Annotated in this window: 17 protein-coding genes and 1 pseudogene; all 18 read right to left on the bottom strand. The window is 36.3% G+C overall.

Features of this window, described 5'->3' with window-relative positions; all coding sequences use genetic code 11:
• Positions 1 to 277: 277 nt before the first annotated feature.
• Positions 278 to 2,059 (bottom strand): ABC transporter ATP-binding protein, encoded by a 1,782-nt coding sequence (locus ABEQ74_RS21610; protein ID WP_430124186.1) that lies wholly within the window; start codon positions 2,057 to 2,059, stop codon positions 278 to 280.
• Position 2,060: 1 nt separating this feature from the next.
• The gene (locus ABEQ74_RS21615; RefSeq protein ID WP_430124187.1) at positions 2,061 to 3,866 is read right to left on the bottom strand and encodes an ABC transporter ATP-binding protein; all 1,806 of its coding nucleotides are present in this window, start codon (positions 3,864 to 3,866) and stop codon (positions 2,061 to 2,063) included.
• 57 nt (positions 3,867 to 3,923) lie between these two features.
• Positions 3,924 to 4,160 carry an acyl carrier protein gene (locus tag ABEQ74_RS21620; RefSeq protein WP_430124188.1) on the bottom strand — a complete coding sequence of 79 codons (237 nt, stop codon included), beginning with the start codon at positions 4,158 to 4,160 and terminating at the stop codon, positions 3,924 to 3,926.
• A 23-nt stretch (positions 4,161 to 4,183) separates the two neighbouring features.
• Positions 4,184 to 5,104, bottom strand: a complete 921-nt coding sequence (locus ABEQ74_RS21625; protein ID WP_430124190.1) for a hypothetical protein — start codon at positions 5,102 to 5,104, stop codon at positions 4,184 to 4,186.
• A gap of 36 nt (positions 5,105 to 5,140) precedes the next feature.
• Positions 5,141 to 6,454 carry an ATP-grasp domain-containing protein gene (locus ABEQ74_RS21630; RefSeq protein ID WP_430124191.1) on the bottom strand — a complete coding sequence of 438 codons (1,314 nt, stop codon included), beginning with the start codon at positions 6,452 to 6,454 and terminating at the stop codon, positions 5,141 to 5,143.
• Between the two features lie 45 nt (positions 6,455 to 6,499).
• Entirely contained in the window at positions 6,500 to 7,351 is an 852-nt protein-coding gene (locus tag ABEQ74_RS21635; protein WP_430124192.1) for a hypothetical protein, read from the bottom strand.
• Between the two features lie 118 nt (positions 7,352 to 7,469).
• Positions 7,470 to 9,245: a non-ribosomal peptide synthetase gene (locus ABEQ74_RS21640; protein WP_430124193.1), complete on the bottom strand. Its 1,776-nt coding sequence runs from the start codon at positions 9,243 to 9,245 to the stop codon at positions 7,470 to 7,472.
• Between the two features lie 20 nt (positions 9,246 to 9,265).
• On the bottom strand, positions 9,266 to 10,723 hold the full coding sequence (locus tag ABEQ74_RS21645) for a coproporphyrinogen-III oxidase family protein (RefSeq protein ID WP_430124194.1): 1,458 nt from the start codon (positions 10,721 to 10,723) through the stop codon (positions 9,266 to 9,268).
• Positions 10,724 to 10,728: 5 nt separating this feature from the next.
• Complete coding sequence (locus tag ABEQ74_RS21650) at positions 10,729 to 11,211, bottom strand: dihydrofolate reductase (protein WP_430124195.1); 483 nt, start codon at positions 11,209 to 11,211, stop codon at positions 10,729 to 10,731.
• Positions 11,212 to 11,234: 23 nt separating this feature from the next.
• The gene (thyX, locus tag ABEQ74_RS21655) at positions 11,235 to 11,978 is read right to left on the bottom strand and encodes an FAD-dependent thymidylate synthase (RefSeq protein WP_430124196.1); all 744 of its coding nucleotides are present in this window, start codon (positions 11,976 to 11,978) and stop codon (positions 11,235 to 11,237) included.
• A gap of 58 nt (positions 11,979 to 12,036) precedes the next feature.
• Positions 12,037 to 12,525: a flavin reductase family protein gene (locus ABEQ74_RS21660; protein WP_430124197.1), complete on the bottom strand. Its 489-nt coding sequence runs from the start codon at positions 12,523 to 12,525 to the stop codon at positions 12,037 to 12,039.
• Between the two features lie 2 nt (positions 12,526 to 12,527).
• Positions 12,528 to 13,919 carry a bifunctional folylpolyglutamate synthase/dihydrofolate synthase gene (locus ABEQ74_RS21665; protein ID WP_430124198.1) on the bottom strand — a complete coding sequence of 464 codons (1,392 nt, stop codon included), beginning with the start codon at positions 13,917 to 13,919 and terminating at the stop codon, positions 12,528 to 12,530.
• A 97-nt stretch (positions 13,920 to 14,016) separates the two neighbouring features.
• Positions 14,017 to 14,808: an FkbM family methyltransferase gene (locus tag ABEQ74_RS21670; RefSeq protein ID WP_430124199.1), complete on the bottom strand. Its 792-nt coding sequence runs from the start codon at positions 14,806 to 14,808 to the stop codon at positions 14,017 to 14,019.
• Positions 14,809 to 14,958: 150 nt separating this feature from the next.
• Complete coding sequence (locus ABEQ74_RS21675; protein ID WP_430124200.1) at positions 14,959 to 15,936, bottom strand: C39 family peptidase; 978 nt, start codon at positions 15,934 to 15,936, stop codon at positions 14,959 to 14,961.
• A gap of 894 nt (positions 15,937 to 16,830) precedes the next feature.
• A pseudogene (locus tag ABEQ74_RS21680) lies at positions 16,831 to 17,978 on the bottom strand (IS3 family transposase).
• A 693-nt stretch (positions 17,979 to 18,671) separates the two neighbouring features.
• Positions 18,672 to 23,372: an S-layer homology domain-containing protein gene (locus tag ABEQ74_RS21685; RefSeq protein ID WP_430124201.1), complete on the bottom strand. Its 4,701-nt coding sequence runs from the start codon at positions 23,370 to 23,372 to the stop codon at positions 18,672 to 18,674.
• 133 nt (positions 23,373 to 23,505) lie between these two features.
• Positions 23,506 to 25,044: an extracellular solute-binding protein gene (locus tag ABEQ74_RS21690; RefSeq protein ID WP_430124202.1), complete on the bottom strand. Its 1,539-nt coding sequence runs from the start codon at positions 25,042 to 25,044 to the stop codon at positions 23,506 to 23,508.
• Between the two features lie 93 nt (positions 25,045 to 25,137).
• Positions 25,138 to 26,055, bottom strand: a complete 918-nt coding sequence (locus tag ABEQ74_RS21695) for a carbohydrate ABC transporter permease (protein ID WP_430124203.1) — start codon at positions 26,053 to 26,055, stop codon at positions 25,138 to 25,140.
• Between the last annotated feature and the right edge of the window lie 16 nt (positions 26,056 to 26,071).

Consider the following 26,071-nt stretch of genomic DNA (forward strand, 5'->3'; position numbering starts at 1 on the left):
CTATAGAATGAATTCATTTGTTGTTAAAATCGTATTTTTAAGCTAACTGCTATAAAAGTTCGGATAAATTTTAGTTCTAATTTGATATACAAATACCTCAACTGGAGTCCCCGGCATATATCACCTATTAACTAAGACTAATAATTAAATTAGGATTATTCAATAGATCTATCAATTCTATACCTTCGGTTTGGAAGTACCTTTTTTAATTGACTCTCAAAAGGTTTATTCAAGTCTCATAGTTTTTTTGCATGTATTTCTCGTCTTGAGAATGTCATTATTCATAAGTCTCTAAAAATTTGTGTGTTGTTGTAATTTGATTTGTTTTCATATTAAATTCTTTTTTGGTATCCAATTCAATATCCAATAACTCTCTAAACAATCCATTTTTACTTGTTAAATCTCCATACTTCCCTTTTTCAACTAATGACCCGTTGTCAAAAACATATATATAATCAGCATCTTTTACGGTTGATAGTCGGTGAGTTACTATTAAAGTGGTTAGCCCTTTTCTAAAAATATTTAGTGCAGTAAATATTTTATCCTCTGTAGCTTCATCAAGTGCTGATGTAGCTTCATCAAGAATAAGTATTTCTGGATGACCAACGATAGCTCTTGCAATAGCAATTCTCTGCCTCTGCCCTCCTGATAATGTTACACCTCTTTCCCCAATAACAGTGTCAAACTTCTGAGGCAACAAATCTATCCATTCATAAATATTCGCAACTTTACATGATTCCACTAATCTCTGTTCATCAATATCGCACCTTCCTAGTATTATGTTGTTCCTTATAGTATCAGGTAATATATATGGGTCTTGGAAAACCACATTGATTTTAGAAACATAGTCCTGTTTTTTTATTTTTGTTTGATTTAATCCGTTAATCAAAACTTCTCCATTACGCGGTATGAAATGACCAAGTATCAAACGAACCATTGTACTTTTACCGCTACCACTTGGGCCTACAATTGCTATTTTTTGTGCATTAGTTATTTCTATTGACATATCACTTAATACAAATTGATGATTAACAGAATAAGAAAAGGAAACATTATCAAAGCGAATAGTTTTAATTTGTCCTACTAATGGTTGTTTACTATCCAGAATTTCCTCTTCCTCCATCACGTTTTTAACTCTTTCCGCGTACACCATCTTTCCTGTCATAGTCATGAAAAACTGAAACACTTCATTATAAGCTTCTAACAGTTGACCTGAAAAATGATAAATTAAAATATAACTTCCAACATTTAGTTCACCACGTAGAACCATTAAACCACCTATTCCAAGGACAGCTATTAAGACGCCCCAATGGATTAAGCTACTAAAAAACAATTGTTTGTTTACCAACTTACCTTCTCTCATTACTTCATCAAAAAATGTATTAAATATACTAAAATAGGATAATTCAAACCATTTATGCCTATTAAAAGCCGCTACTTCACGAGCTGAAGATACACCTTCATCAATTTTCACAGTAATGTTGGACTTTCGTCTCTGAATCTCACGAGCAACTTTCTTCACTTTAGGGGCCATTCGGTTTATAATTAATATGTACGGAAAACTTAAAACTGTTATAAGCACAAAAATTTCTGGGGCCTCCCAGATAATTACAAATGATAAAATTAACACTGAAAATATTTGCTGTATTCCTCTTGGTATTTCATGAGCCACAAATCTACACAGAGAAAAAATATCATTTGTAAAATAATGAAGCATTTCACCTGTTTTTTTCTTTTGAAGGAGAGAAATTTCTTTTCTCTGTAAATTTCCAAGTAAATTATAGTCCATTAAACTGCCAATTTTTATTTCTGTTTTTGTCAGAAAATAATCATTACCTATTTTCATTACTAACCAAAAAAACTGAGAAATAACATATATCATTATAACATTTTGAATTAAATGGTAATTACCTAAGATTATTACATCATCAATAATATATTTTTGAGTAAGGTTACCGATAATAATAGCTACTTTTTCAAATATCAACATCAAAACTCCCAGAATTAACCATAGGAAGGTTGCTCGTACATATCCCCACAACCATTGATGCTTCGTCACATCAATCTTCCTCTCCTGTAGAATTTTGGAAATTAAATCGTATCTGACTCTTATAAAAACGGCCTTGTTTTCTCATTAATTCTACATAAGTTCCCATTTCTGCTACTTTCCCTCTGTGCATGACTATTATGCGATCGTAGTCTATTACAGTAGAGAGTTTGTGAGCTACTGTAATAATAGTTTTCATCTTAAAAAATAAATCCAGCTCTTTACGAATTGAGACTTCATTAATGTTGTCAATTGAAGAAGTTGCCTCATCTAAAATGACGATTTTAGGATTCTTAATTAACATTCTAGCTATGGCAATACGCTGTTTTTGTCCTCCTGACAAATTCACTCCTCTTTCTGTTAGATACGTGTTATAACCTTCTGGAAGGTTAATAATAAATTCATGTGCTTTAGCTGCTTTAGCTGCCATGACAACTTGTTCATCCGATGCCTCAATGTTACCGAATCTAATATTTTCCAACACAGTTGTTCCAAAGATATATGTTTCTTGAAAGACATACCCTATAGATTGCCGAATCTGTTCTAAACTTAGCTTTTGTAAAGGAACACCATCTAATTTGATTTCTCCTTGGTTCGGATCATAAAATCGCCCAATTAATTTTAGTAAAGTTGTTTTTCCTTCTCCACTCGATCCAACAATAGCAATTCTTTCACCAGCTTTTACTTTCAAATTTAGTTGGTCAATAATTGGTGGTTGCTGAACTTTATAACCAAAGCTAATATTATTAAATTCTAAGTCTCCCTTTATTGAAGAGAGAATAATTGGTTCAGTTATTTCAGTAATAATTGGCTGAGTTTCTATAAATTTTTTAATTCTTACGGCTTGATGCTGTAATAAGTTAGATTCAACAATTGAATTAATTATATTAGCCAATGCTTGGGATAGATTCAGAAAGCAAAGTATATATATTGTGAATTGTCCCACTGTGATTTCACCTAAAATAAAATAGTTTGGGGCATAAATGAGTATTATTATTAGACTAACTACTGTGGCACCACTTCTAATGACACCACGTAAAGTTATATATATTTTTGCTCGCAAATAATTGAAATTCAAATTATCTTGAATAGATTTGAACCTAGCTAAGTCCCACTTTTCTGACCCGAACGCTCGAAGTTCAATAATTCCAGATAAACTATCGTACAATTTTTTATTCCATTGTCGTATACCATCTATACGTAACCTAGCCCACTTAGAAACTTTCTCATCAAAAAAATCCCCTATGAAATAGACTACTAGAAATGAAGAAAAGGATAATATTGTTAATTTAAGATGTATAGTTAATGTAAAAATCATAGTGAAAGCAAGAATAATGAAATTTGATAGAATTGCTGGTAAATGGGTACGATATATATTTTGTACTGCGGCTACATCATTTTGAAGAATAGTGAGTGTTTCCCCGGACGGATGCTGATCAATATATCCAACACCTAATTTCTGGAAATGTTTTAAACAAGCATATTGAATGTCTCTAGCAGCATATTCGCGAATTATTCTCTCGAGCAAATTTTTACTGGTCATCGCTACTAATTTTAATAATAAAATAATGATAGCGCTTAAAATTAGTATTTTAAAGTAATGAATATCGTCTTTTTCAGTGACACTATCGACAATCAATTCTATTGTCTTGAGTATGCCCAAATCCCCAATTGAAATTGTTACGTTACAAAAAACAAGTAAAATAAGAAACCATGTATACGGCTTTACATAGGAGAATAACCAAAGATTTAATTTGATATGTTCCTGCATTCTATTATGAAATTTTTTTAGAAATACACCGGGGATATTGATTTTCATTTTATAAAAAAATCACACCTCATTTGATAATTTTACATATAGTAAGAAGTAAGCAATTTATTGGTTTTTCCGTATTATATTAATAATTTTTTCTACAGTATTAAAATTTTCAAAAAGCAGATCCTCATCGTTGACTTCAATACCAAATTCATCTTCCAGATGAATAATTAAATGAATTGATTTAATAGAATTTAAGTTATAGTGAATTAGATCTTCATCATTTTCAATAAGATATATATCAGCGGAATTCTCTTCAAGAACTTCTGTTAATATTTTTAGTATTGTCTCTCTCATTTAACATCCCCCCTTTTATAAAATTATTTATTTTTCTCTATTATTCTATAATAGAAATTTTCACTTAAATCGATGCTTTGATTAATCTTTTCAACCACTTTGATAATCTGCATTTTATTTTTCCTAATAGATATTTTAATTAATAAGTGTTTTATTATTTCCCAAGAATCAATTATTTGATCTAATAAGGTTATCTCCAAGTTCAATTGAGTTGTGGCATAATAATCTTTTAAATAATAATTAAATTGTATATATCGAGCAACAGAAATATGATAATAGTAATCAACACATTTTTTTTCGAACTCTTCACAGCTCAATTCTCCTATTAAGTTCAGCTCTTCATAGAACGCTCTTAAAGAAGTGAAAAACCCGTTGTTAAACGAATTTTTTAATGCTTTTATCACTAAGTTTTGATCAAATATAATATCATCAATATTGTTGCCTGGACTTAAAGCGGTAGACACATATATACAATTTTTGATATCAGTAAATTTAATATATCCAGTAAATTTGCATATTTCACTATTATCAGTTCTGATATGAGTATCCGAAATTAATAACTCTTGGGTTTCTGGAATTACACCATGAACTATTATACAATGACGCCTTCCTGTATTTTTTTGATATACAGAATCATAGAATAAACAGCTAGTATCTAAAAAAACAATTATTGGGTAATTCCCCTTAATACTAGTTAAAAAAAATTCATACGCCGGTTTTTTTTCATGCCATGTATTTATCATTTTGAATTGATTTAAGAGATCGATGAAAATTTCATCTGGTTCATCATTTTGATTATAAGCTGAGAATGGATTAGACTGTAGAAATAAAGCAAAATCGTCACATCGATAACCAAAATAGTCAAATACTGAATGTAAACAAGAGTTTATACAATCTCCATTGCTTATTAATTGAAAATCATTTAGCTTAATTGTTTCATTCATATGCTTTTCTCACCTCAATCAAAAGAACTTAATCTCTCATAATATCTTAAAGTACCCTTGTAATATTTTCTGTAATCGATCCGCTATTTTATAAACATCTTCTTCTGTTGATGATATTATTAGACAGAAAATTCTACCTATATATTGTTCAGAATTCTCTATAATTGGATGAATCGGTAGAGTTCCAGAATTATATAACAATACTCCAGTTCCTTGACATTTTGAATATAATAAATCTTTTTCTAGAAGTATTTTATTTAAATCTTCATATGACACATATCTACCAGATAATACTCTAAAATACCTATTTAATATAAATACATGACCAAAAATATTCTCTAAGAATGAAGTATAAGTAGATAGAGTGAACCTGCCGTTTATTTCAACAAGTGGAATAATTTCATTTTCTACTGTTATAATAGAATCGACCCCAACCACACCTCTATATCCCCTTTCAAGAAGGTAGTTGCCCAAAATAGTCATATATTCCTTGTATTTTATTAATAATTCTTCTTCAATGATGAAAGGGTTTAATGAACCGACATATACTGCTCCATCAAGCAATTGTTTTTTAATTGAGAAAATTTGAGTTCCCTTTTCAGTTATAAACAGTTGACAGTTAAGATCAAATTTCTTATGATACCACTTTTCGATCAACCATTTACCAGAACCATTATTAATACGTTTGATTAATCGCGCTATATATTTCAATGATTTTAAATTATCAACGATGTAGAGACCTTTACCAGAAGCACCATGCGGTTCTTTTATCACTACTTTTTGAGTTTCTTTAATTAATTCTTCGAACCTACAAATCAATTCATCAATGCTATTGCAGATATAGCCTTTGCAAATAGGAAAATTTAATTTCTGAGCTATTTTCCTGCTGGAAATTTTGTCATTTATTTTTATAGCCATTTCAGAAGAAACTTCTAGTATTATATCAATTTTACAAATAGCAGAAATTTTCTCTTCTAAATTAGTAATAGCATAAGGTAGTAGTTTTACTTTATGGCTTTTAACTAGTTCTTTAATTTTATTTAATATAATTTCATCACGAAGAATCAATTCTGATATTGATGCTTTTTCATCATTAATATTTAAAAGCAATATTTCAGGAATTTTAAAACCCATTTTTATTAAATTATCAAGAAAAAAGGCATCTGGTTTTTTCCTCATGATTATATAATCAATTTCTCGTGTAATCAGTAAATTAATTTCTTCTATATAGTTTATAACAGTTTCTTCGGTTGAATTCGTTAGTCCCTTAGATTCGGGGTACCAAAATCGTTCAGCACCAATATTAAAAATCCATACAACAGGTGTATCAAAATCAAAAACGTTCTTCATTGATTTCCCCTTATGTTAGTATTTTCAATATTCAATCATCAACATTTATTGAATATTTTTAATCTCAGTAATTATTTCGTTAAAATAGATATTTAGCTTAAAGTTAAGGTCAGTAAGACTGGTAATCACAGTTACTAGTTTCTTATAGTCTTTTTTATGCCCTGCTCTAAGAAGATTTTCACTTATTTTTTTTAGGCTATTCTCAATTGCTGTCCCTTTTGAGATATCGATTCCAAGCTCCTTCTGAAGTAATATTGTGTATTTTAATAAAAATCCAAATCCATTAATTTGGATATCATAATATAATTGAATACAAAAATTTATTAATTCTTCTTCTTTAAGAAGATGTAAACTTTCCTTTTTGGTATTCAAATATTCATGTATGGCAGAATTTCCATAATGAACTGAGTTTCTACTATCCCCAGTAATATAACGTTGCATTCCTAGTAATATTTTTTTATAATATTCTTCATTGCTTAGATAGTAAGCTCTTTTCTTAAAAGACCACATGCATATAATGAAGGGCAATATATCATTTAAATTATATTCGCCTATAAATTCTTCAATTATTTCTGAACTAATCCTGATATGAGAGTCAATTATTCTGCATTTATTTGTAAAAATATTTATGTTATCTATAATAATTGCATGAATTTGTCCTTTGTTCTTTCTATATACTTGATGGTGTGTAAGAATGTTCGAATTTATGAAACAAATCAAAGGCTCTCCAAGATCTAAGTGACCAACCATATAGTTCAACACTTCATTTTTTTTATTAAATGATGGTATAAGGATGGAATGATCACCATTTTGAAAATATGAATGTTTATCTACACTTTTAAAATCATACCCAAAAACCAATTCATCGGTATCAAATTTTATATTCAAGCCATTCATTAAAAAAAAACCATGGTTTCATTTAATAAATAATTGTTATTGTAACTTGAAATAATGCTTGAAACTGCAGAAAAGAAACAAGTTACTCTTGGATTGCTTTCATTATATATCAGTGTAATCACTCCTTAAAATTTAACAATTCACTAATTTCTTGAATATTTAATTCATAAAGGAGCTGCTCAAAAGGTAATTGTTTGTCAAATTGTTTTTCAATTTCTATACCTAGTGTGACTGCAGTGATTGAGTCCCCACCCAATTCAATAAAATAATCATCATTTCTGATAGAATTTGATGAAATACAAAGTATAGACGAAATTATATCTAATAATTTTGCTGGCAATTTTGTGTCACTTTGATGATAAGCACCTTTTGATAGTTCCTGTATTTTTTGAATATCTATCTTTCCATGGCTATTTGTCGGAAATTTATCAACGAAAATAAACCTACTTGGAATCATGAATAACGGCAATTTATGTTTCAATGCTTTTCTAAAATGAAAAGCGCTCAATTCGTTCCCGTTTTTTTGTATAATTAAAGCCATAAGTCGATTATCTTGTCGGTGGTTAATATATGTTACCACTTTGCAATCGGAAACATTCTCTAAGCTTAGTATTTTAGATTCAACTTCTAGCAAACTAACACGCATTCCTCCTATTTTAACAAGCTCATTCGATCGCCCTAGAAATTCTAAATATCCTTCACCAGAAATCCTTCCAACATCTCCAGTCTTATATATTTTTTCAGCAGAGTTAAAGGGACTTTGCAAAAAAACCTTATGTGTTAATGCGCTATCATTTAAATATCCGTCCGCTAAGTATCTTCCTCCAATGTAAATATTCCCTATATCCCCCATCTTTGTTTCCGTTAAATTATCATTTAATATATATATGATTCTATTTATTACAGGAAGCCCACTTATATTATATGGTTCATTGGTTCTTGAAGAGCAATAATGCACGGTACACATACCTGTCTCTGTCTGACCATAGATGTTTACTAGAATTACATCGTTTATAGCTTTATAAAAAGAATCCCTTACGGACTTTGATAATTTTTCTCCCATTGATTGTACAAGTCTTAAACTTTTACACTCCATAAACCTAGAGTGTGATACCATCTCACGAAGTAAGGTTGGCACAACAAAAAGCACTGTTATTTGTTCGCGAATTATCGTCTCAATAATAATATCCACATTGTTATGAAATTCGGAGGATAAAATTACAACATTTACTCCGAAGAACAAAGGGTAGAATAATTCCCCAATTAACCTTATAGAACTCAATGGACTCGTAAACAAGAATTTATCCAAATCATTTAAAGGAGGCTGTGCTATCATGGGATGAGTATCATTTAAAATAGCTCCGTGAGATACTCTGACTCCTTTAGGCGTACCAGTTGACCCCGAAGTATAAAATAAGAAAGAAATATCTGTTAATTTTTGATTAGATACTATATTTTCAATTGATTCATTATATGGAAAATCTGAATTGAGGTTACATTTCAAAAAATTAGTTGGGGTAATATTCTTTACATCACAATAATCTCGACAGATTATCAACTCAATTTTTGAATCTTTAATTATTTCATTAAATCTTTTTGTCGGTAAATTCGGATCTAATATTAAACAAGTGCATCCAGCTTTTAGAATAGCAAAAATACTTATTATCATTTCTATAGACTCTTTCATAAATATCCCTATTATTTCTTGGGGTTTAGTTTCTCTCATTAATAAACGCGCTAATTGATTAGAATAATTGTTTAACATTATGAAATTATATTCGTTATCATCGACTGTGATTGCGGTCTTACTATTATACAGATCAACGGTTGCTTGAAAGACTTTCTGTATAGACGCTTCATGATCGAAAATATATTCTTTTTTGTTTGATAACACTCACACCACCCCTATGTCAGTTATTTTAATCCCTGGTAACTTACATTATAGAATTTATAATCAACTCTAAGTTGTTCCGATTTTCTATATAATTCTTCATCATCTTTACTTAGAAAAAATCTTGCTATTCCTTGAGATAAAGGAATAGCTTTGGGAGTTAATATTATTTCGTTATTTGATATATCAACTAGTTCCTTTTGCTTCAATATGTTAAATTCTATATTAAATACTTCCAGAGGATTATACCCAAATTTTTCTGTGAAATTATCAATATCTATAATTCGATGTAAAATCGATATTACTAAAAAACCTCTCATCAATTGCTCAATACTATTTTGTTCCCCTTTTACTATACCTAATTTACCTTGAGCTATAAGTTCGATATATTGACTCATGCTATATGTATTGCTTACCGAACCAAAACCTTCTATAAACCCAATTGAACCAACTCCCACTGGCATCCAGTTCCCATCAGGAAAAGAACATGTCTGATTCCAAAAGTTTAATATTGAATTATCTTTATTAGTAACAGATTTATGTGAATACATATCGTCCTTAGACCAAATTGAGTCCGATACAGCTTTATAGCCATTTTTCTCTAGTAGTTCATTAATTGCTACATAACATTTATATCTAAAATCTAATGGTTTAAGTTCTAATTCACCGATATTCTTCTCAATCTCTGTTCTATTGTAGGGCAAGCCAAGAGGATAAATTGCAAAACTATTCGGTAGAAAATCTATTCCCTTTTCTATAGAATCTAATACAGTCTCAAAATCGTCATTCGGATGACTGTACAGAAAATCTAAATTGAAGTAAGGAATTCCAGCATTTTCAATCATTGATACTGCTTTTTGTACTATTTCATAGTAATTTAATCCAGACCTTATTCTGCCCATTTCTACTAAGGTCTTTTCATTAAAAGATTCCACTCCGATACTTATTCTTTTAACATGATGTTTCTTTAATACATTGACTTTTTTTTCGGTAATAACTTCTGGCCTTGACTCAATCGAAATGTAAGTATCTTTATTAACTAGTCGCTTCTCTTTCATTAAAGTGAACAGTTGATCAAGTTCTAAAGCAGACATAGTTAAAGGTGTCCCTCCACCGATATAAACCCATTCTAAGACGGAATTCTGCATAAAAGAACTGTAGAGTTCAATCTCCTTTAGAATTGATTGAAAATATTCATTTCTGAGCGAAACAGACTCAGTGTCATTTTTAGTGTTACACATACAAAAATCGCATTTCTCAATTCCAAATGGCAAATAACAGAAGGGCCAATGAATATACATTCCTGAAATATTTGATAGATCCAACCCAGTTTTAAGAACATCAATGGGATTCCCCATCATATTCTTACTATATAATGGATAGTTCGTGAAATGCCCTACTACACCATACTTAGCTCCATCTAGATATGCATCTAAAGTATTATTTGCTTCATTGTAATTTTTGTACCTATTTATTTTCACGAAATTCACACACCTTTACGATTTACTAATTTGTATATTTCAAACATTGAATGAAAGACAAGTATCCTATCCGTAATAAACAATTTTTCATAGTATGGAAACCTGCAATCACCATCGATTTTTTGCTTAATAATTGTCAAAAATAATTCACTGCACTCATTTAATAGTTGTTTGTAAACTTCCCCCCCTCCGCAAACCCATACCTCTTTATCAGCAGCTAATAACTCATCCAATAATTCTATTCTAGGTACTACGACCACGTTATTACCGGTATTCCCCTTAACTCCACTTCTGCTAAGAACATAATATATTGAACTTGGATTAAGATTTTTTATCGTTTCAAATGTTTTTCTCCCCATAATTAATTGCTGCCCCGCGGTTACCTGTCGAAACCAATCCGTTTCCTCGGGAATATCCCAGGGGATTTTATTATTAGATCCAATAATAAAATTCTCACTCATTGCCACAATCGCTTTCCATTTTTTCATAAAATTTGAAATCACTCCTTTGTTTAGGGAATTACTTCATTGTTATTCTCTTCTGAATAATAAGGATTAGGGATTAATTGTTCCAGAGAAACTGGGTAAGCCCTTTTTGTTAATTCAAGAATAGCTTTTGCATACTGCTGTATTTCTTTTTGAGCATCATGCTCGAGTCTCTGAAGTAAAAAATGGGTTACTGATTGTAATGACGCTGTCCAATACCAACGAATATACATTCCATATGCAGGCAAGAATAATCTAGCTTGCTCAGGGCATACTCCATCAGCAAGTGCTGCTTCATATTTTGATATACCAAGATCTACATAATTCATCAATGCTTCAGTATGTTTGCATCCGATTTCCCATGCAATCGGATCTGCACTACCTTGCTTGGTGTTTTCCGGTTTCTCTCTCCATTCAGCTGCATTTGGGATATAGAAAAGTGGATCTTCGGTGATATATCGACGACTAGACTCATTCCAAGCATCCAGAGAATCGCCAGTTCCCTCATAATGAGCCGAGCCAACCACGTATTTCCACCATTGTCTGGCAACCATCAGTGGAGCGTAAACTTCAAATTGTAATATTACGTGACGAAAAGGAGAAGTGTGGCCTTTTCTAGCTAAATATTCAATCAATTTTATGTCTTTTTCATTTAGATCATTAGACTGTTTTGCGTAAGAGACTCTGGCTGCGTTTACTACAGTTAGATCCGATCCCATGTTGTTAACTAACCGTACATAACCTTTATCCAAGAGATTTATTAATGACATATCTAATTCTCCTTATTCTCATATTCTTTAGATGAAACCGGCAACTTTAAAAAATTCTTTATATAGTGTTAGTAGTTACCATTTGATTTCTAAAGAAAATCAAGGGTTTTTTTTCATAATCTATGTATGAAGAAACTACTTCACCAATAATAATTGGCTTAGGGTATTGGATGATTTTTATTAACTTGCATTCTAAATTGGCAACACATTCTTCTATTAGTGGAGAATTAATGATCTTAGGTGTTTTTGTCTGCAAGTGGGCCTTTTTAAATTTATCTACATTTCTTCCGGAGTAACTTCCGCATATTTTGGCAATATCGCTTTGTGATTCAGAAAGTATATTTATAGCAAATTCTTGCGATTTTGTAATTAATTCATATGTTAACCGACTTTTAGATATATTCAATGCTATTATTGGCGGTTCGTCACCAATAGGCGTAGAAGAACAAGAAGTCATTACATTGAATTGTCCATCACATTCTGTTGTTACCAAAACAATTGAATTTGTTAAATTCCACAAACCATTCACTAAATCTTCTTTGTACATTTCTATCCTCCATTTAACATCAGTTCTTTTTTTAACTTGCTTATATCTCCAACCTGATTTTTCATAACCATGGATCGAATTAGGGATGTTAAATATAAGCTCCCAGTAATTAGACCGAGATCACCAGGAATACTCTTATTAATCAGTAAACAAAAAGCATTTTCCCAATTTTTTTCAACAATTACTTTACCAATTAAATTAGAATCAACTAAGATTTCATTCGCAAGATCACTAAGAACTTTTGCATCTTGCTTTTTAAAAAAATCAATCTCAGTTATGATAACAGTGGTAGCCAGGGGTAAAATAACCTCTAGAATTTCTTTGTGGTTTTTTGTACTCGTCATTCCTATCAACAAGTGTAACTTATTATATTTATATACTGAGTCCAAAGATTCTGTTAGCGCTTTCATTGCTTCTAAATTATGTGCTCCATCAAGTAATACCTGTGGAGAATCACTAAGCATTTCCAATCTTGCTGGCCAATAAGTCTGTTTGATTCCTTCATACAATTGTCTAGTATTAATATTAAATTTGTAGTCATTTCTTAGTATCTCCATAGCCATTAAAACATTTGCCAGGTTTTTCACTTGGTGGCTACCATTCATCCCCATTTCTATGTTAATAAGTTCCTGAAATGGTCCATAAAAATTAATGATTTGCGAATTCACTTCACACTTCACTGTTTCAAAGTAAAATTCTTGATTTAGCAAATAAAGTGGAGCATCCTGAGTTAAAGCATAATCTTTAATCACCCTAATTGCTTCCTCGTGTTCTACTGAGCTAACAACAGGAATCCCCTTTTTAATGATTCCGGCCTTTGATACAGCAACTTCTTCAATCGTATCGCCTAGCTGATCCATATGGTCATGACCAACGTTAGTAATGATTGAAATTATTGGAGTCACGATATTAGTCGAATCCAACAGTCCACCTATCCCTGTCTCCCATACAACAAAGTCTGGCTTCGCTATTTTTGAGAAATACATAAGAGCGAGTGCAGTGGATATTTCAAACATCGAAGGGGCTCCCAAATCAGATTGAGATAATTGATCAAAGATTGGCTTCATATAATTCATAAGTAGTAATAATGAATTATCGTCAATATCAATTCCGTTATATTGAATTCGATCCTGATATTTTTCAATATAAGGCGAGGTAAAGGTTCCAACATTAAATTTGCAAGAAATCAGTATATTTGTTAAAAAACAACAGGTGGAGCCTTTGCCATTAGTACCTGCAATATGGATAAACTTCAATTCTTTTTCTGGATACCCTAGTTTATTCATAATTAGTTCCATTCGTTTCAAACCAGGTCTTTTCTTTGCATATTTCCTTTCGGTAATCCATTCAACTGCTTGCTTTACAGTTGTAAAATAAGTATATTGGACCTCCATACAATTCCAACCCCTTTTAAGCAAAAAACAACTTTATGTAGATTATTAGTAGTTTATTTACGAATCATCATTTTATTTTTTGACCCTCTCTCTGAATTCACCACTTTTCATTCGAAAAAACAAATGATTGGAAATATTTCCCTTTGGCGACTTCATTCGCATCTATTAAATTACCATTAGAGTCATAAATATATTTATAGAAATCCAATGAACTCATAAGTCTTTCTGTTAGGTATTCAAGGTGTTTGAATTTATCATTATGTCGGCGAAACTGCAATTCTGCGGAGTCCAATATAAATGGAGGGTGCATTGATAAGTATAGTATTGGTTTATTCTTTTCTAAATAATCACGCATGGTTGGCAATACTTGGTACTCCCCTGCTTCGATATCCATTTTAATAAAGTTCACATTTTTTATATCATTATCTATTAGAAGTTGGTCGAATGTTATTCCCTTCACGTCATAATAATCTCCCGTTTGTTTATTTGGTACTATACTCGACATTGATTCACTCGGGTCAGTTCGTATATATAATTTAATAGATTGAGATTTTGGAGATAGTGCTGCATTAATGCAAGTAACTTTTGTTTTTATTAAGGGATTAAGGGATATATTACCAACCAACTCATTGAACGCTAATTTATTTGGTTCTATAGCATAGACGTGGTTGCTTTTATGCGCTCCCACAATTACTGTTGGTCCGATCCATGAACCAATATCAAGATAATTATAATTTTCATCAAGAAATCTATCGAATATATTAAATGTTGCTTCTTCCCATTTATCATAATAAAGGGTCCAAAAATCATAATGTTGTCGATACTCTTTCTTCAGATTGATGTTTAGATCAATCCCTTTTTTTGTTATTTGCATTATTGTCAAATCCATCCCTAACCTCCTATAAATATGCTCAATTTCTGTAATGTAAAGGATATATAATTGGAGACTATTATTATATAAATAGTAAAAAATCAAAAAATATTTCTTCATTCCATACATGGAGATAGAAAGAAGCTCAGTTGTAAATAAAAAATTTATTTATTTTATTAGCTTTTGATAAACTTGCTCAAAATTATATTTAAATAGCGCCTCACGTTCACCCAATTCACGAACAATTGGTGAGATTCTTTTAATGGTTGGCATATGCCCGTTTCGTTGATACAATACATATTCTTTGGATATTACATTGTGAATCATTTTCCAATAATTAGTAATATTGTTTAAATCTTCCATTATTTTTGTCATATTTCTTGTTAAGTTGAGATTAGCTAATAAAATATACTTCAATCCCTTAAAAAGATATTGATGACTAAAAATTATCTTTACTAAATTAATATTAATAGGGGCATCACTCAGTCTAGGAAATTCAATCACTTCCTTCTTGTAATCAAAAAAATCTCTAATCTCAATAGCAAACTCCTTAATTGCTTTTGTGTTTATATTCTTTAATGTTTGATTTATTTCTCCAAATATTTTAATAGTATCAAGTTTTGAATGATTCGTTTTTTCAAAATATACGTAAGGTTTAGTACATCCATTAACAAAATCTGTAAAAGGTAATTTTAATGTCTCCATACTGTAAGTAGGATCTAAGCAATATAATATCTTATCCATTTTATTGAATCCTATTACTAGACAATAGTGATTAGCTTTAATTTTCTTATATGCAAAGCTATTCCACGGAGTCCAATAAGAATTGAGAGATATCAAAACTGGAGAGTTGTTTGTTATTTTTAATATTAATGTATCCAGTTTATTTGACGATTCTATTACATCTGATAAAATGACTTTTACCCCATGATATTCTTCAAAGTAATCATACGCATAGAACCTATTTGTCACTAATCTTTCCCCAACTAATTTATGTTTGAAATTATTATCCATGACAAAATCAAAATTACAGGATTTCACAAATAGTAATTCATACCTTCTATTCCACCATTCGGAAACTGTTATCAAAAGATGCTGTCTGCAATCCGCATACTCTCCCTTTTTGGGTATAATATTTAATATCAAAGTAAGCCTCCAATCTTTTTTGAGATAAAAAGTTGTTATTTCAAATTTTCAAAATACAGAATTCTCTGAAAATGTGAAGATTTAGAATTAATCTTAATTCCATATGATATAGTAAAAGTAATTCAAGGAATACGGGAATTTAATTACTATCTTTGGTAATATTGTTACTATTTTATGAATAATTCATGCTCTAAGAGATAGTATGGATGTGGATTTTCTTTTCAAGTGCTGTGTCTGCATTGTATATTGTCACAGAAAAAAGGCGTATAAGGGAGGTACACCATTCAATAAAGATCTTATTGAACACTACTGCAATATATATCTTTTGCCCATAAGCGTAGCAAAAGGCAGCCGACTGTTTTAATCGGCTGCCTTCTTGTCTTTTTAGCATATTAGATCAATACATTTATAAACAAAATAAAGGGTGCGCATCCAATCTTTCATCTTTCTCACCACATCGCTTTACTCAACGATCCGAAAGAGATCACCTCGCTGTTAATTTATATTTTAATTTCATGTTGAAGTACTTCTAAATACCTAAAGATTTCGTGACATTTCTGTCTCTTTAAGTATATTAGCTATTGATTCTGAAAAACTATTTTGAAAAAAGGACGGAACTCTGTTTCATTAATCTGAAGATTTTCATTCGGTAAATAAACTTATAAAGTTGCTTCATTTCCGAACACTATATTTTTTTGCTGTTTAAACCATCAAGCTAGAATAAACTAATTCTACTACACCTTGAGGAGAAAAATATCTGTAATGTTCCTGTGAAGAGCATAATAGCAACATTAAAATAAACTAAATTCGATAATAATTTCGAATTACAAAAAAGGTATATGATCTTGGGACTGACCCCCGTTTGTGAGACAGGGATCAAAACACCTTGCAAGTTTAAGCAGCCAGTTGCTGGAAATGAACCGGCGACTGGCTGTTTTGTTTTGTTTGAAAGCGAACTGAGTTATAGTATGATATGTAGTCTCGAACAGTTTGCTCGACGCTTGCCGTCGTCGTACAGGTTAAACCTTCGAGATAGAACGTTTCAGACTTTAGCGTGGATTGAAACGATTCGATGGGGCATTATCAGCGGGCGTACCCTTTCGGGACATGCTCATGGTAATACCTTTTCCCTTTACAGCTTCTTGATAGGCCTGAGAGGTATAAACGCTGCCCTGATCGCTATGGAGCATGGCGCCCGACAGAGTGGGCAGCTGATCCAGCGTGTCCAGGACAAACCCTGTGTCTTGCTTGTCAGATATACTGTATGCCACAATCTCTCCATTAAACAAGTCCAAGATGCTCGACAGGTATAACGTTTTTCCGCCAAACGGCAAATACGTAATGTCTGTCACGAGTTTTTGCATGGGAGCATCGGCTTCAAATTGGCGCTTTAACAAGTGTTCTGCGATGTAAGCCAGCTGTCCTGTAGGTTTGCGTTTATTCACTTGACACTACATTGGAGCCCCTCTCGCTGCATAATCCGCTGTACGCGTTTATGGTTAATCTTGCGTTCCATTCGAAGCAGCGCCGTGATCTTCCGATATCCGTAACGAAATTTATGCTAACTACAGAGTGAGTTCACGAATCTTCTCTACCATGTGATCTTTATATGGACTCCTGTAGGCGGCTTTCCAGCGATAGTAAGTGGAGCGAGAAAGCCCGATCCACGCACACGCCTGAGTCACACTGACTTCCCCTCGAACGGACTCCATCCACTCCACTATAGTCTTTGGCGACACCTCCTTTGCATTTCCGCGAACTTTTTTAGCAGATCTATATTGTTGTTTTAGAAACCGATTTTCCGCCTGTACCTTCTCCAGCTCTGACGTATATTCAGGCCCTTTACCGTGGCTGTATTGTTTACCGACAGGCTGCTCCAACCGGTTCCATTGGCCGCTGCGATACCATCTCATCCAGGTCTCTACTTGTGTCTTATTTCGTATGTTCAGTTGGTCCATGACTTCTTTCACTGGAATGCCATCCAATCTCATTTCAATGGCTTTCTTCTTCACTTCTACCGGATAGCTAACTCTTGTTGCCAACGCAAAAACACCTCCAAGGTTGTCTCCATATCTTACGACATGGTTGCATTCTCTTGAAGGTGTTTTAATTTCTCTCACGCTATGGGGTCAGTCCCTAGTATTATAAAGCTTTTCAAGCTCTTTTAGATTACATTTTAATGGTATATACATTCAACTCAATAAGAATAAGACGAATATTGGCTGAAATACTTTTTTTACGAGAAACCCTTTTGTGGCTTGTGCCTTTAGAGTGATCCATCGCCCTAACCAAAGACTCTCTTCGTTGTCTATACATTTATTCCTGAAGACATTCAATCTGCAATATATTTATTTATAGAGAAATCCATATTTATAAAACGTCAATATGTTTTAATCATGTTTTCCAGCTTATCCCCTTAAGCATAATTGCCAATTGAATAAGTTAAAATAGGGACTTAAGCTAGAGTCCAATATACCATCCGCCATAGAATTCTTTCGAACTAAACTTATATTCAAATTCTTATCGTTTGAATTATCAAAATTTTTTTCCTAACTTTAATAGCCCTTGTTGATTTGATAGCAAAATATTGAGCCACTTCCTCCTGCTTTTGTCTCATACCAATCGATAAAAGCATTTACTTGACTTATTAGGAAGATCGAACTCTTTAATGCCTCCATTAAGTAGAGCAATGTATGGTAAAGACCCGTTCGACATCGTCGAACGGGTCAGCTTGTTTAACGATTTATGAACTCTGCCATCATCAGCATTCTGGTTAATACCACCGCTCCTTCAGCCCGGGTGGAACGGGCATCTGGAACGAACCGATCAGCTGATCGTCCTTCCATCAACCCTGATTTCACAATGGCTGACACGGCCTCTTCCGACCAAGAAGCTATGTGTTCACGATCCTTGAACCCTTCCAATATGGAGTCCGAATCTCCTGTCTCCAGATTCATACCGGCAAGCTTCAGTGCTCTTAACAGCAAAACACTCATCTGCTCCCGGGTGATTTCCTCGTTCGGACGGAACGAACCATCATTAAAACCTTCGATCAGCTGATTCTCCACAGCTGTGGCGACAGCGGCTGCATACCAGTCGTTAGTCTTTACGTCCCGGAAGCTCGTATTCGCTTCCTGATCATTTAGCCCGAGTGCACGGACGAGCATCGCCGTAAACTGCGCTCTTGTGATCGGCTCGTTTGGACCAAAGCGGGTATCCGTGAGTCCCTCAATTACTTTTTTCGAAGCCAGCAGCGATACATCCTTGTTGGCCCAATGGCCTTTTAAATCCGCAAAAATCTTCTCATGGGAGACAACGGAATAAATTCCGCTCTCATTCCATTTGAACTCGACCTGCGATTTACCGTTTGACGAACGTATTATTGCTGGTACGAAGGCCAGCTTGCCGGATGTCGAGTCCAGACGCAGCACCGTTGTCTCGAATGGATTGACGACATCTGATAGAAGCTTGGTGAACTTCGCATAATTCCCCTTAAATGCTGGCGATGGCGATAATTTGTCACCCTGCTTCCACGCTAGAGTTATAGCAAGTGATGTATCCAGTTTAGAAGCCCCTTCCTCCAAGGCTGCGTTTATCCGATTCTCTTCTGCTTTTGTAGCGTGACCGATCCGGATCTGCAGATGATCCGCTGTGCTCTGCTGCTGCATAGCTTCCGACAGCGAATGCAGCGGAATCTCCAACTGACCAAGGGCCGTTTTCAACAGCATGGTACCCATCGACAAATCCTTCATTGCCGTACGCAACCCTTGAACAGGCAGTTGAAAAGCAACCGCATCCGCATTGTCGGTCACCGAATACGTAAGCACACGCGAAGATGCAGGCAGCTTACTAAGACGTTCGATCTCACTCAACATTTGTTTCTCGTTCGCATTCGCTACAATGAGGGTCCCTCCATCCGGTGTAGTCTCTTTCTTGATAGTCAGAGACTCGGATTGTGAAGGTTCTGGTGCTTTGGGTGGCGACGTTGGTGATCCACCTCCGGATGAGCCAGAACCTGAGGAACCGGAATCGCCGGGCGACCCGGGTTGACTTGGCTCTGAGCCACCGCCATCTCCCGTAGAGGTACGAATCACCTCAAACGTTTTGCTGTTGGTTTTGAAATCATCGACAAATACATCCACAGTGACCGGGTTCACGCCGGTTTGGAGAGGAATTTGGGCTGTGAATTCACCGCTGGAGGACACGGTAGCATCCTGTCCATTCACCTTAACGGTCGCTTTGCCGGGCCCGAGAACTTCCACCAGTCCTTTGAGAGCAAGTTGGCTATCGCGCGTCTCCCGGCCCTCATCATCCATCAGCCCGCTCAATACGGCTGACCGTACCTGATCACCTGTATTGTAAGCATTGGCAACGAGCTGACGCAGCGTTCTTGTGCCTGAAGGGTCCAAGGCAGAAATAACGAAACCTCCGGAAGGAATGATGCTGTTATTCTCTTCGGGCGCCCCCCAACTCCATTTAATGGCTTGATTTCGGTTAACTACCCGGGTTACATGACCTGTGTCATCTACAACCACTTCAACCCCGAAACGGTTCGTTCCTGTCGAATAACCGAAAGCTTCCGTCATCACATTGACGTTGCCTTCAATCCGGTTGATATTGTAAAAATTGCCCTCTAAGAACGTATCCGGATTACCTGGCAAGCTCATGCCGAGCTGGTAGTCCTTCACCCATTCCTTATCTTGGAGAGCAGCAGCCGCGATCGGCCAATTGACCTGGGATGCATCAAACAGCATCAGTCCATTGGTAGACCTCAACCCAGCCTGAAACACTTCACGTTGTACAGCAGGTGCCTGCACGTTGTTCATTGCAATACCCGCATAGAGAGGGATTTCCCCGTTCGTTACGATATTACCGAGTGTGATGTATTTTTGGATTTCCTGACTGGTCGTTTGATAAGCCCCGATCATTAGAAAATCCAAATACTCGATATACCCGGTATTATAATATTCCGGCGTATACACAGATTCGTCCGGCATGCCAAGTGCGGGATCGAACCGGAAGTTCTTACTGCCCCAGTTTACACCATTCAAATAATACGTTTCATACCAGGACCCTACATAGGAGGATACCTCAATTTTTCTCCCTGTAGATACTTCGTAGGAATCCACCATTGCCTTCACTTCACCGAAGAAGCTTTGGATTGTACCAGAGCGGAATTCCCACCAATCCTGAATCAACGGACCGTACTGCCTTACATTATTTTCATAGTAAAAAATATCTTTTGGCCAATTATCAAGTTGCTTGCCGCGAGCGTGCAGAAACTGTTCGAACTTAAGTCGAGTCTCTTCACTAAAATCGGCCCCTTCGTTATCATAGCGGCTACGGTCATGGATAACGCCGTCCACATTGTAGTTCTTGATGATCTCTTCAAATGTTCTAAGCTGATAGTTCCGTACCTCGTCATTCGCAGGGTTGACAAAGGCAACCAATCCTTGCTTGTTGCTTTCACGCAGACGCTTAATCTCACCATTGTTCTCCGCAAAATAAACTCGCTCTTCCCAATCCAGATGATCATTAAGAACCGCATACTCGTTATGAGCAATCGACCCTTCAGCAAATACATTGATAGCCGCATGAATATCTAATCCCAGCGCATGGCCATGATCAACGAACTCCTGCAGCAGATCCAGATCCGGGCTTGCTCCTGCTTTTTCAGGTGCCTTAATCTCACTGACGTAAGGTCTGTTTGTCAAATCGTTCTTCTTGTACGAAACATAACCCTCAACACCTTTCACGTCAAAAGCGATGGAGGTAACGCCTGAATCCTTCGCCTTTTGCAAGAAAGCTTGAACCTGTTCACTCGTCTTGAACTTTCTCGCGTTCGAAGCCTGATCCACCCACAGAATGACTTCTTTCTCCGGCGAAAAATCTGGTCTTGCAAAGACGGCAAGATGCCGAACATCCTGTTCCGTGTCATTCTTTAACACTTTGACTTCGATATAATTGGTGCCTTTCGTTAATGAGTAGTTATGAGTGAAACTTCCATCCGGTTCAAAAGAGATCTGCTGATCGTTCACAAGCAGTTTGATCGCAGAAATATCGTCGATATTGTCGATGCGTCCCTTAATCGAAGTGCTTCCTTCCGTGACGGTATACATCGCCTGATTCTCAAGCGTGAGCCGTGCAATGAGACCATTGCCGCTCATGATGTCGCGTACCTGGACCACTTCACCGTTCTTCCGCAGCTTGATCATATCCCCGGCCTTAAAGTTTTCAGCTAAATAACGCTTAATATTGTTGCCTGCGTAGCTGCTGTCCTGTGCCATCAGCACATAACCGCCCTCAGGTATTTCGAGGTCAGTCGGCCCCGTCCAAACGGGTGGCTTGCCATTAATCGAAGGGTTAATCACTTGTATTACGCGATTATTAGCGTCCACCTGTACAGCAACATTGGTTTGAGGAATCGTAATGGAGCTACCATAATCCCTTGTAAAAATCGCCACGATATTTGGAACCCCGGTTACATCCTTGTCGACATAGTCGATTTTTTTGCGAGGACCCTGAATGCCGATTGTGATGTCCTTGGGAGCCGCTTCGATCTCAATATAATCCTCACTCTCGAGTGGCTCGTAAAGAATATTCAGACTACGAACTGCCAGCTCTTTGTCCCCTTGATACAGCTTTACAGTCACTGAATTAGGCCCTGGATCTAAATAAACATTCACGCGAAACACACCATCTGCTGTAAGGGCAGTCTTCTCACCATTGACCGTTACACTTAAGTCTTGATTTTCCGCATAATTGGCCACAAAGCCAGCAACCTCGATGACCGGAATATCCACGGTTTCATTCTCGGGTGTGATCATATGAAGTTCCGGAGGCAGGGGATCAGGATCTGGATCTGGCCCGGGACCAGGACCAGGCTGATCAGGCAAAAAGTCATCTGCCTTTACTTCCGCACCGGCCCGCATTAGCTTCACCGTACTTCCAGGTTGATTATGATTAAAAAGTGGCTTTTGATATGCGGATTGATCCCACGGGGTGGTGCCGCCTGCCAGTACAATATAGCCTCCGGGAGGAATCTGCATCAAAGTGCCGGGATTCCATACTGTCGGTGGATCAGCATCTGGTCCAACCCTCTCCAATACTTGACCGTTGTCATCCACAAGCACTGCGACATGGAGTGTAGGAACCCACACTTCATTACTGTATACGGAGCCCGTAACCGTTGCCCCGCTTGTGTACAGCGCGAGATAATCGTCCCGGCCTTCCAGCGGGGCAACGGCCACATTAATATCTGTGAATTCCAGGTTTGCTCCATCTGAAGAAACTAGAGTTACTGGCTCTGGAACCGCACTTTGAATCGGAGAAACCTCGTTATCCGCATACGTTGCAGAACCAATGGGAACGAGGAGCGAAATGACCAGCGACAAACTAAGAATCAGAGCGATCCGCCTTTGAAACAAACGATACATCCATGATTACCACCTTTCTCTTCTCAAATTTAGTGTTTTTACTTTCCCAGAAATTCAGCCAACACCCTCTCTTTATGTAAGTTTGAAAAAAGCAGCCGCTAACGCAGACTGCTTTTTTTTCAAATTGAATCACTTACTTCGTAGATTGAAACCATTCATTGGCGGCAGCCACCATATCGGTACCACCTTCAGCTCTCCATTGCGCAAGGAATTGATCATAAGCATCAATCGGTTTCGCTCCGGAGATGAATTGCAGCACATGATCATCAAGCATAGTCGACAATTTCAGCTGGTTTTTGGACACCGCATCAATAGGCGGAGCAGTAGACATAGGATCTACAACGATAATTCCTTCGGCATTTTTCTGATACTCTTCGAAATACGCCTGAAGAACAGGATCTTTACGTACACGTGCTTGCCAGTAAATCGGATACTTTTCTTCATCTACCCCGGTTAGGAAGTTGCTTGCATTATTCAGTTCATCGTTAAATATCGGCAGAATCGGATAGTATTTCTCATCCTTTACTTCGTGGTGAACGCCTTCCTTACCAAGCGCTATGCCTTTAAATGTCTCAGGCTCCAACTTCGCATTGAGGAAATCCATGGCAGCTTCCTTGTTCTTCGAAGATTTCAGGATAGCCACATACCAAGTTGTATTGGTTTTAACTCCCATAGCAGCCTTACCATCTTTGCCCTTCAGATATGGAATAATGGTTGTTTTTGCTTCCGGTGAATTTTTGGTCAGCGCCTCAATCGTTGTCCCGGCGCTCCACCAAGGCAGCTCATACATCGCAGCTTTACCACCCGAAAATTTTTCAATGGATTTCTGTGCGGTATTAATCGGAGTCTCGGTATCGATCAATCCTTCTTTGTACAGTTTGTTCATAAAAGTAAGATATTCTTTCATTTCAGGCAGTTCAGCCCGATGCATCAACTTGCCATCGACTTCCTTCCAATCGGTGAAAACGCCAAATGTTGCAGCAATGTTGCCATAGATAGCAGGGGCCTTATTGCTCACCGTGAGTGGAATAACATTCTTCTTCTCTTTAATTGTTTTAAGCACATTGTAAAGCTCATCGGTGTTTGTAGGTATAGCCAGGCCTAATTCATCCATCCAATCCTGTCTGACCACCAGTGCCTCGCCGATGCTTACGCCTGCTCCTGTCTCTGGAATTCCAAAGATTTTCCCATCAATCGTTGCACTGCCAAAGGACTCTTGTTTTATGGATTGTTTAATATAATTCCCATGAGATTCAAGTAGCTCATCGATTGGCTCCAGGGCTCCTGCAGATGCGAGATTGTAAAACTGCATGGCATTCAATTTTACGATATCATAATTATTTTTACCGGATACAAGCAGGTTTAGCTTCTCATCCGCGTTCTCTGCCGGCAGCAGTTCATATTCCACATTGTATCCAGTTCTCTCCTGGATGTATTTGGCTACATATTCTGTCTTCGGATCAAACAACCCGTACTGCATAATCATGCGCAGATTTGGTTTATCGGCCGTTTTGCCTCCATCGCCTTCATCTTTTTGTGTGGTTGCCGGTGTGTCCGATGGTTGAGCCGCCGGTTGTTCTGTCGCGCTTCCTCCCCCGCCGCCGCAGCCGGATAAAGCGAGCGTGAATCCGAGAATTCCGGCCAGTATTGCAGATCTTTTCATCTTGATCATGGATAACCCTCCTTATGATTGAGAAATTCAATGAATTCTGCCATCTGGGCAATACGTGACGCATCACCACCTTTATCAAAATCTCGATGAGACCTAACCTTTAACTGAGCCTACCAAGACACCTTTTACAAAGTATTTTTGCAAGAACGGATACACGAGCAGTATCGGAATCGTTGCAAGCAGTATCGAAGAAGCCTGAATAGACTGAGGCGTTGCGTTGATCGCGGCATCCACATTATCCTTCAGAAAGTCTCCACTCGACGAAACCAGCAGTTCCTTCAAGTACAGCTGCATCGGTTTAATTGCCGGATCGGTAATATAGATCATCGCCGCAAAGTAGTCATTCCAGAAAGCAACTGCAAAGAACAGTCCAATCGTTGCCATAACCGGGAGAGACAAAGGTATAATGACCGAAACCAGGATCCGAATATTTCCGGCACCATCCAGCTTGGCAGACTCCTCAAGCTCATCCGGAAGGCCCTCGAAATAGTTTTTGATAATGAGCATGTTGTACACGTTCACCATGGCCGGGAGAAATAACACCGGAAAGGAGTTCACCAAATTCAAGTTTTGCATCAGCAGGTAAGTCGGAATCAGTCCACCACTGAAAAGCATCGTGAATACGAATATCAGCAAAAGTCCTTTCCTTCCACGGAGCCGATTTTTCGATAACGGATAGGCTGTCAACGTGGTCAGAAGTAGGCTGCAGGCTGTTCCGACCACTGTCAAAAATATAGATATCTTAAGCGAATTCAAAAACATGGAGTCTTGAAGCACGTATTTATATGTCTCGAATTGAACCCCCACTGGGAACAGTCCCACCTGTCCAGATATAACAGCGCTCTCGCTGCTTAAAGATTTGGCAATCAGGTTTAAGAAAGGCAGCAGGGTTGTCAAACCCATGACGATGAAGAAAACATAATTGAATACCGAGAAGCATTTTTCCGAGAATGATGTTTTAATGACACCCCGGGTGGTGTTTGTTCCTTCTAAAGCTTTTTTGTGATCCATTTTCCCCACCCTTTCT

It is taken from the genome of Paenibacillus solani, from assembly GCF_050475945.1.
GTDB classification, from domain to species: Bacteria; Bacillota; Bacilli; order Paenibacillales; family Paenibacillaceae; genus Paenibacillus_AQ; species Paenibacillus_AQ solani_A.

Bases quoted from the DNA above. Each gene is read 5' to 3' on its own strand.
- ABEQ74_RS21615 (WP_430124187.1), bottom strand. From the start codon at position 3,866: ATGAAAATCAATATCCCCGGTGTATTTCTAAAAAAATTTCATAATAGA.
- ABEQ74_RS21620 (WP_430124188.1), bottom strand. From the start codon at position 4,160: ATGAGAGAGACAATACTAAAAATATTAACAGAAGTTCTTGAAGAGAAT.
- ABEQ74_RS21625 (WP_430124190.1), bottom strand. From the start codon at position 5,104: ATGAATGAAACAATTAAGCTAAATGATTTTCAATTAATAAGCAATGGA.
- ABEQ74_RS21630 (WP_430124191.1), bottom strand. From the start codon at position 6,454: ATGAAGAACGTTTTTGATTTTGATACACCTGTTGTATGGATTTTTAAT.
- ABEQ74_RS21635 (WP_430124192.1), bottom strand. From the start codon at position 7,351: ATGAATGGCTTGAATATAAAATTTGATACCGATGAATTGGTTTTTGGG.
- ABEQ74_RS21650 (WP_430124195.1), bottom strand. From the start codon at position 11,211: ATGAAAAAATGGAAAGCGATTGTGGCAATGAGTGAGAATTTTATTATT.
- thyX (WP_430124196.1), bottom strand. From the start codon at position 11,978: ATGTCATTAATAAATCTCTTGGATAAAGGTTATGTACGGTTAGTTAAC.
- ABEQ74_RS21660 (WP_430124197.1), bottom strand. From the start codon at position 12,525: ATGTACAAAGAAGATTTAGTGAATGGTTTGTGGAATTTAACAAATTCA.
- ABEQ74_RS21665 (WP_430124198.1), bottom strand. From the start codon at position 13,919: ATGGAGGTCCAATATACTTATTTTACAACTGTAAAGCAAGCAGTTGAA.
- ABEQ74_RS21670 (WP_430124199.1), bottom strand. From the start codon at position 14,808: ATGGATTTGACAATAATGCAAATAACAAAAAAAGGGATTGATCTAAAC.
- ABEQ74_RS21685 (WP_430124201.1), bottom strand. From the start codon at position 23,372: ATGTATCGTTTGTTTCAAAGGCGGATCGCTCTGATTCTTAGTTTGTCG.
- ABEQ74_RS21690 (WP_430124202.1), bottom strand. From the start codon at position 25,044: ATGATCAAGATGAAAAGATCTGCAATACTGGCCGGAATTCTCGGATTC.
- ABEQ74_RS21695 (WP_430124203.1), bottom strand. From the start codon at position 26,055: ATGGATCACAAAAAAGCTTTAGAAGGAACAAACACCACCCGGGGTGTC.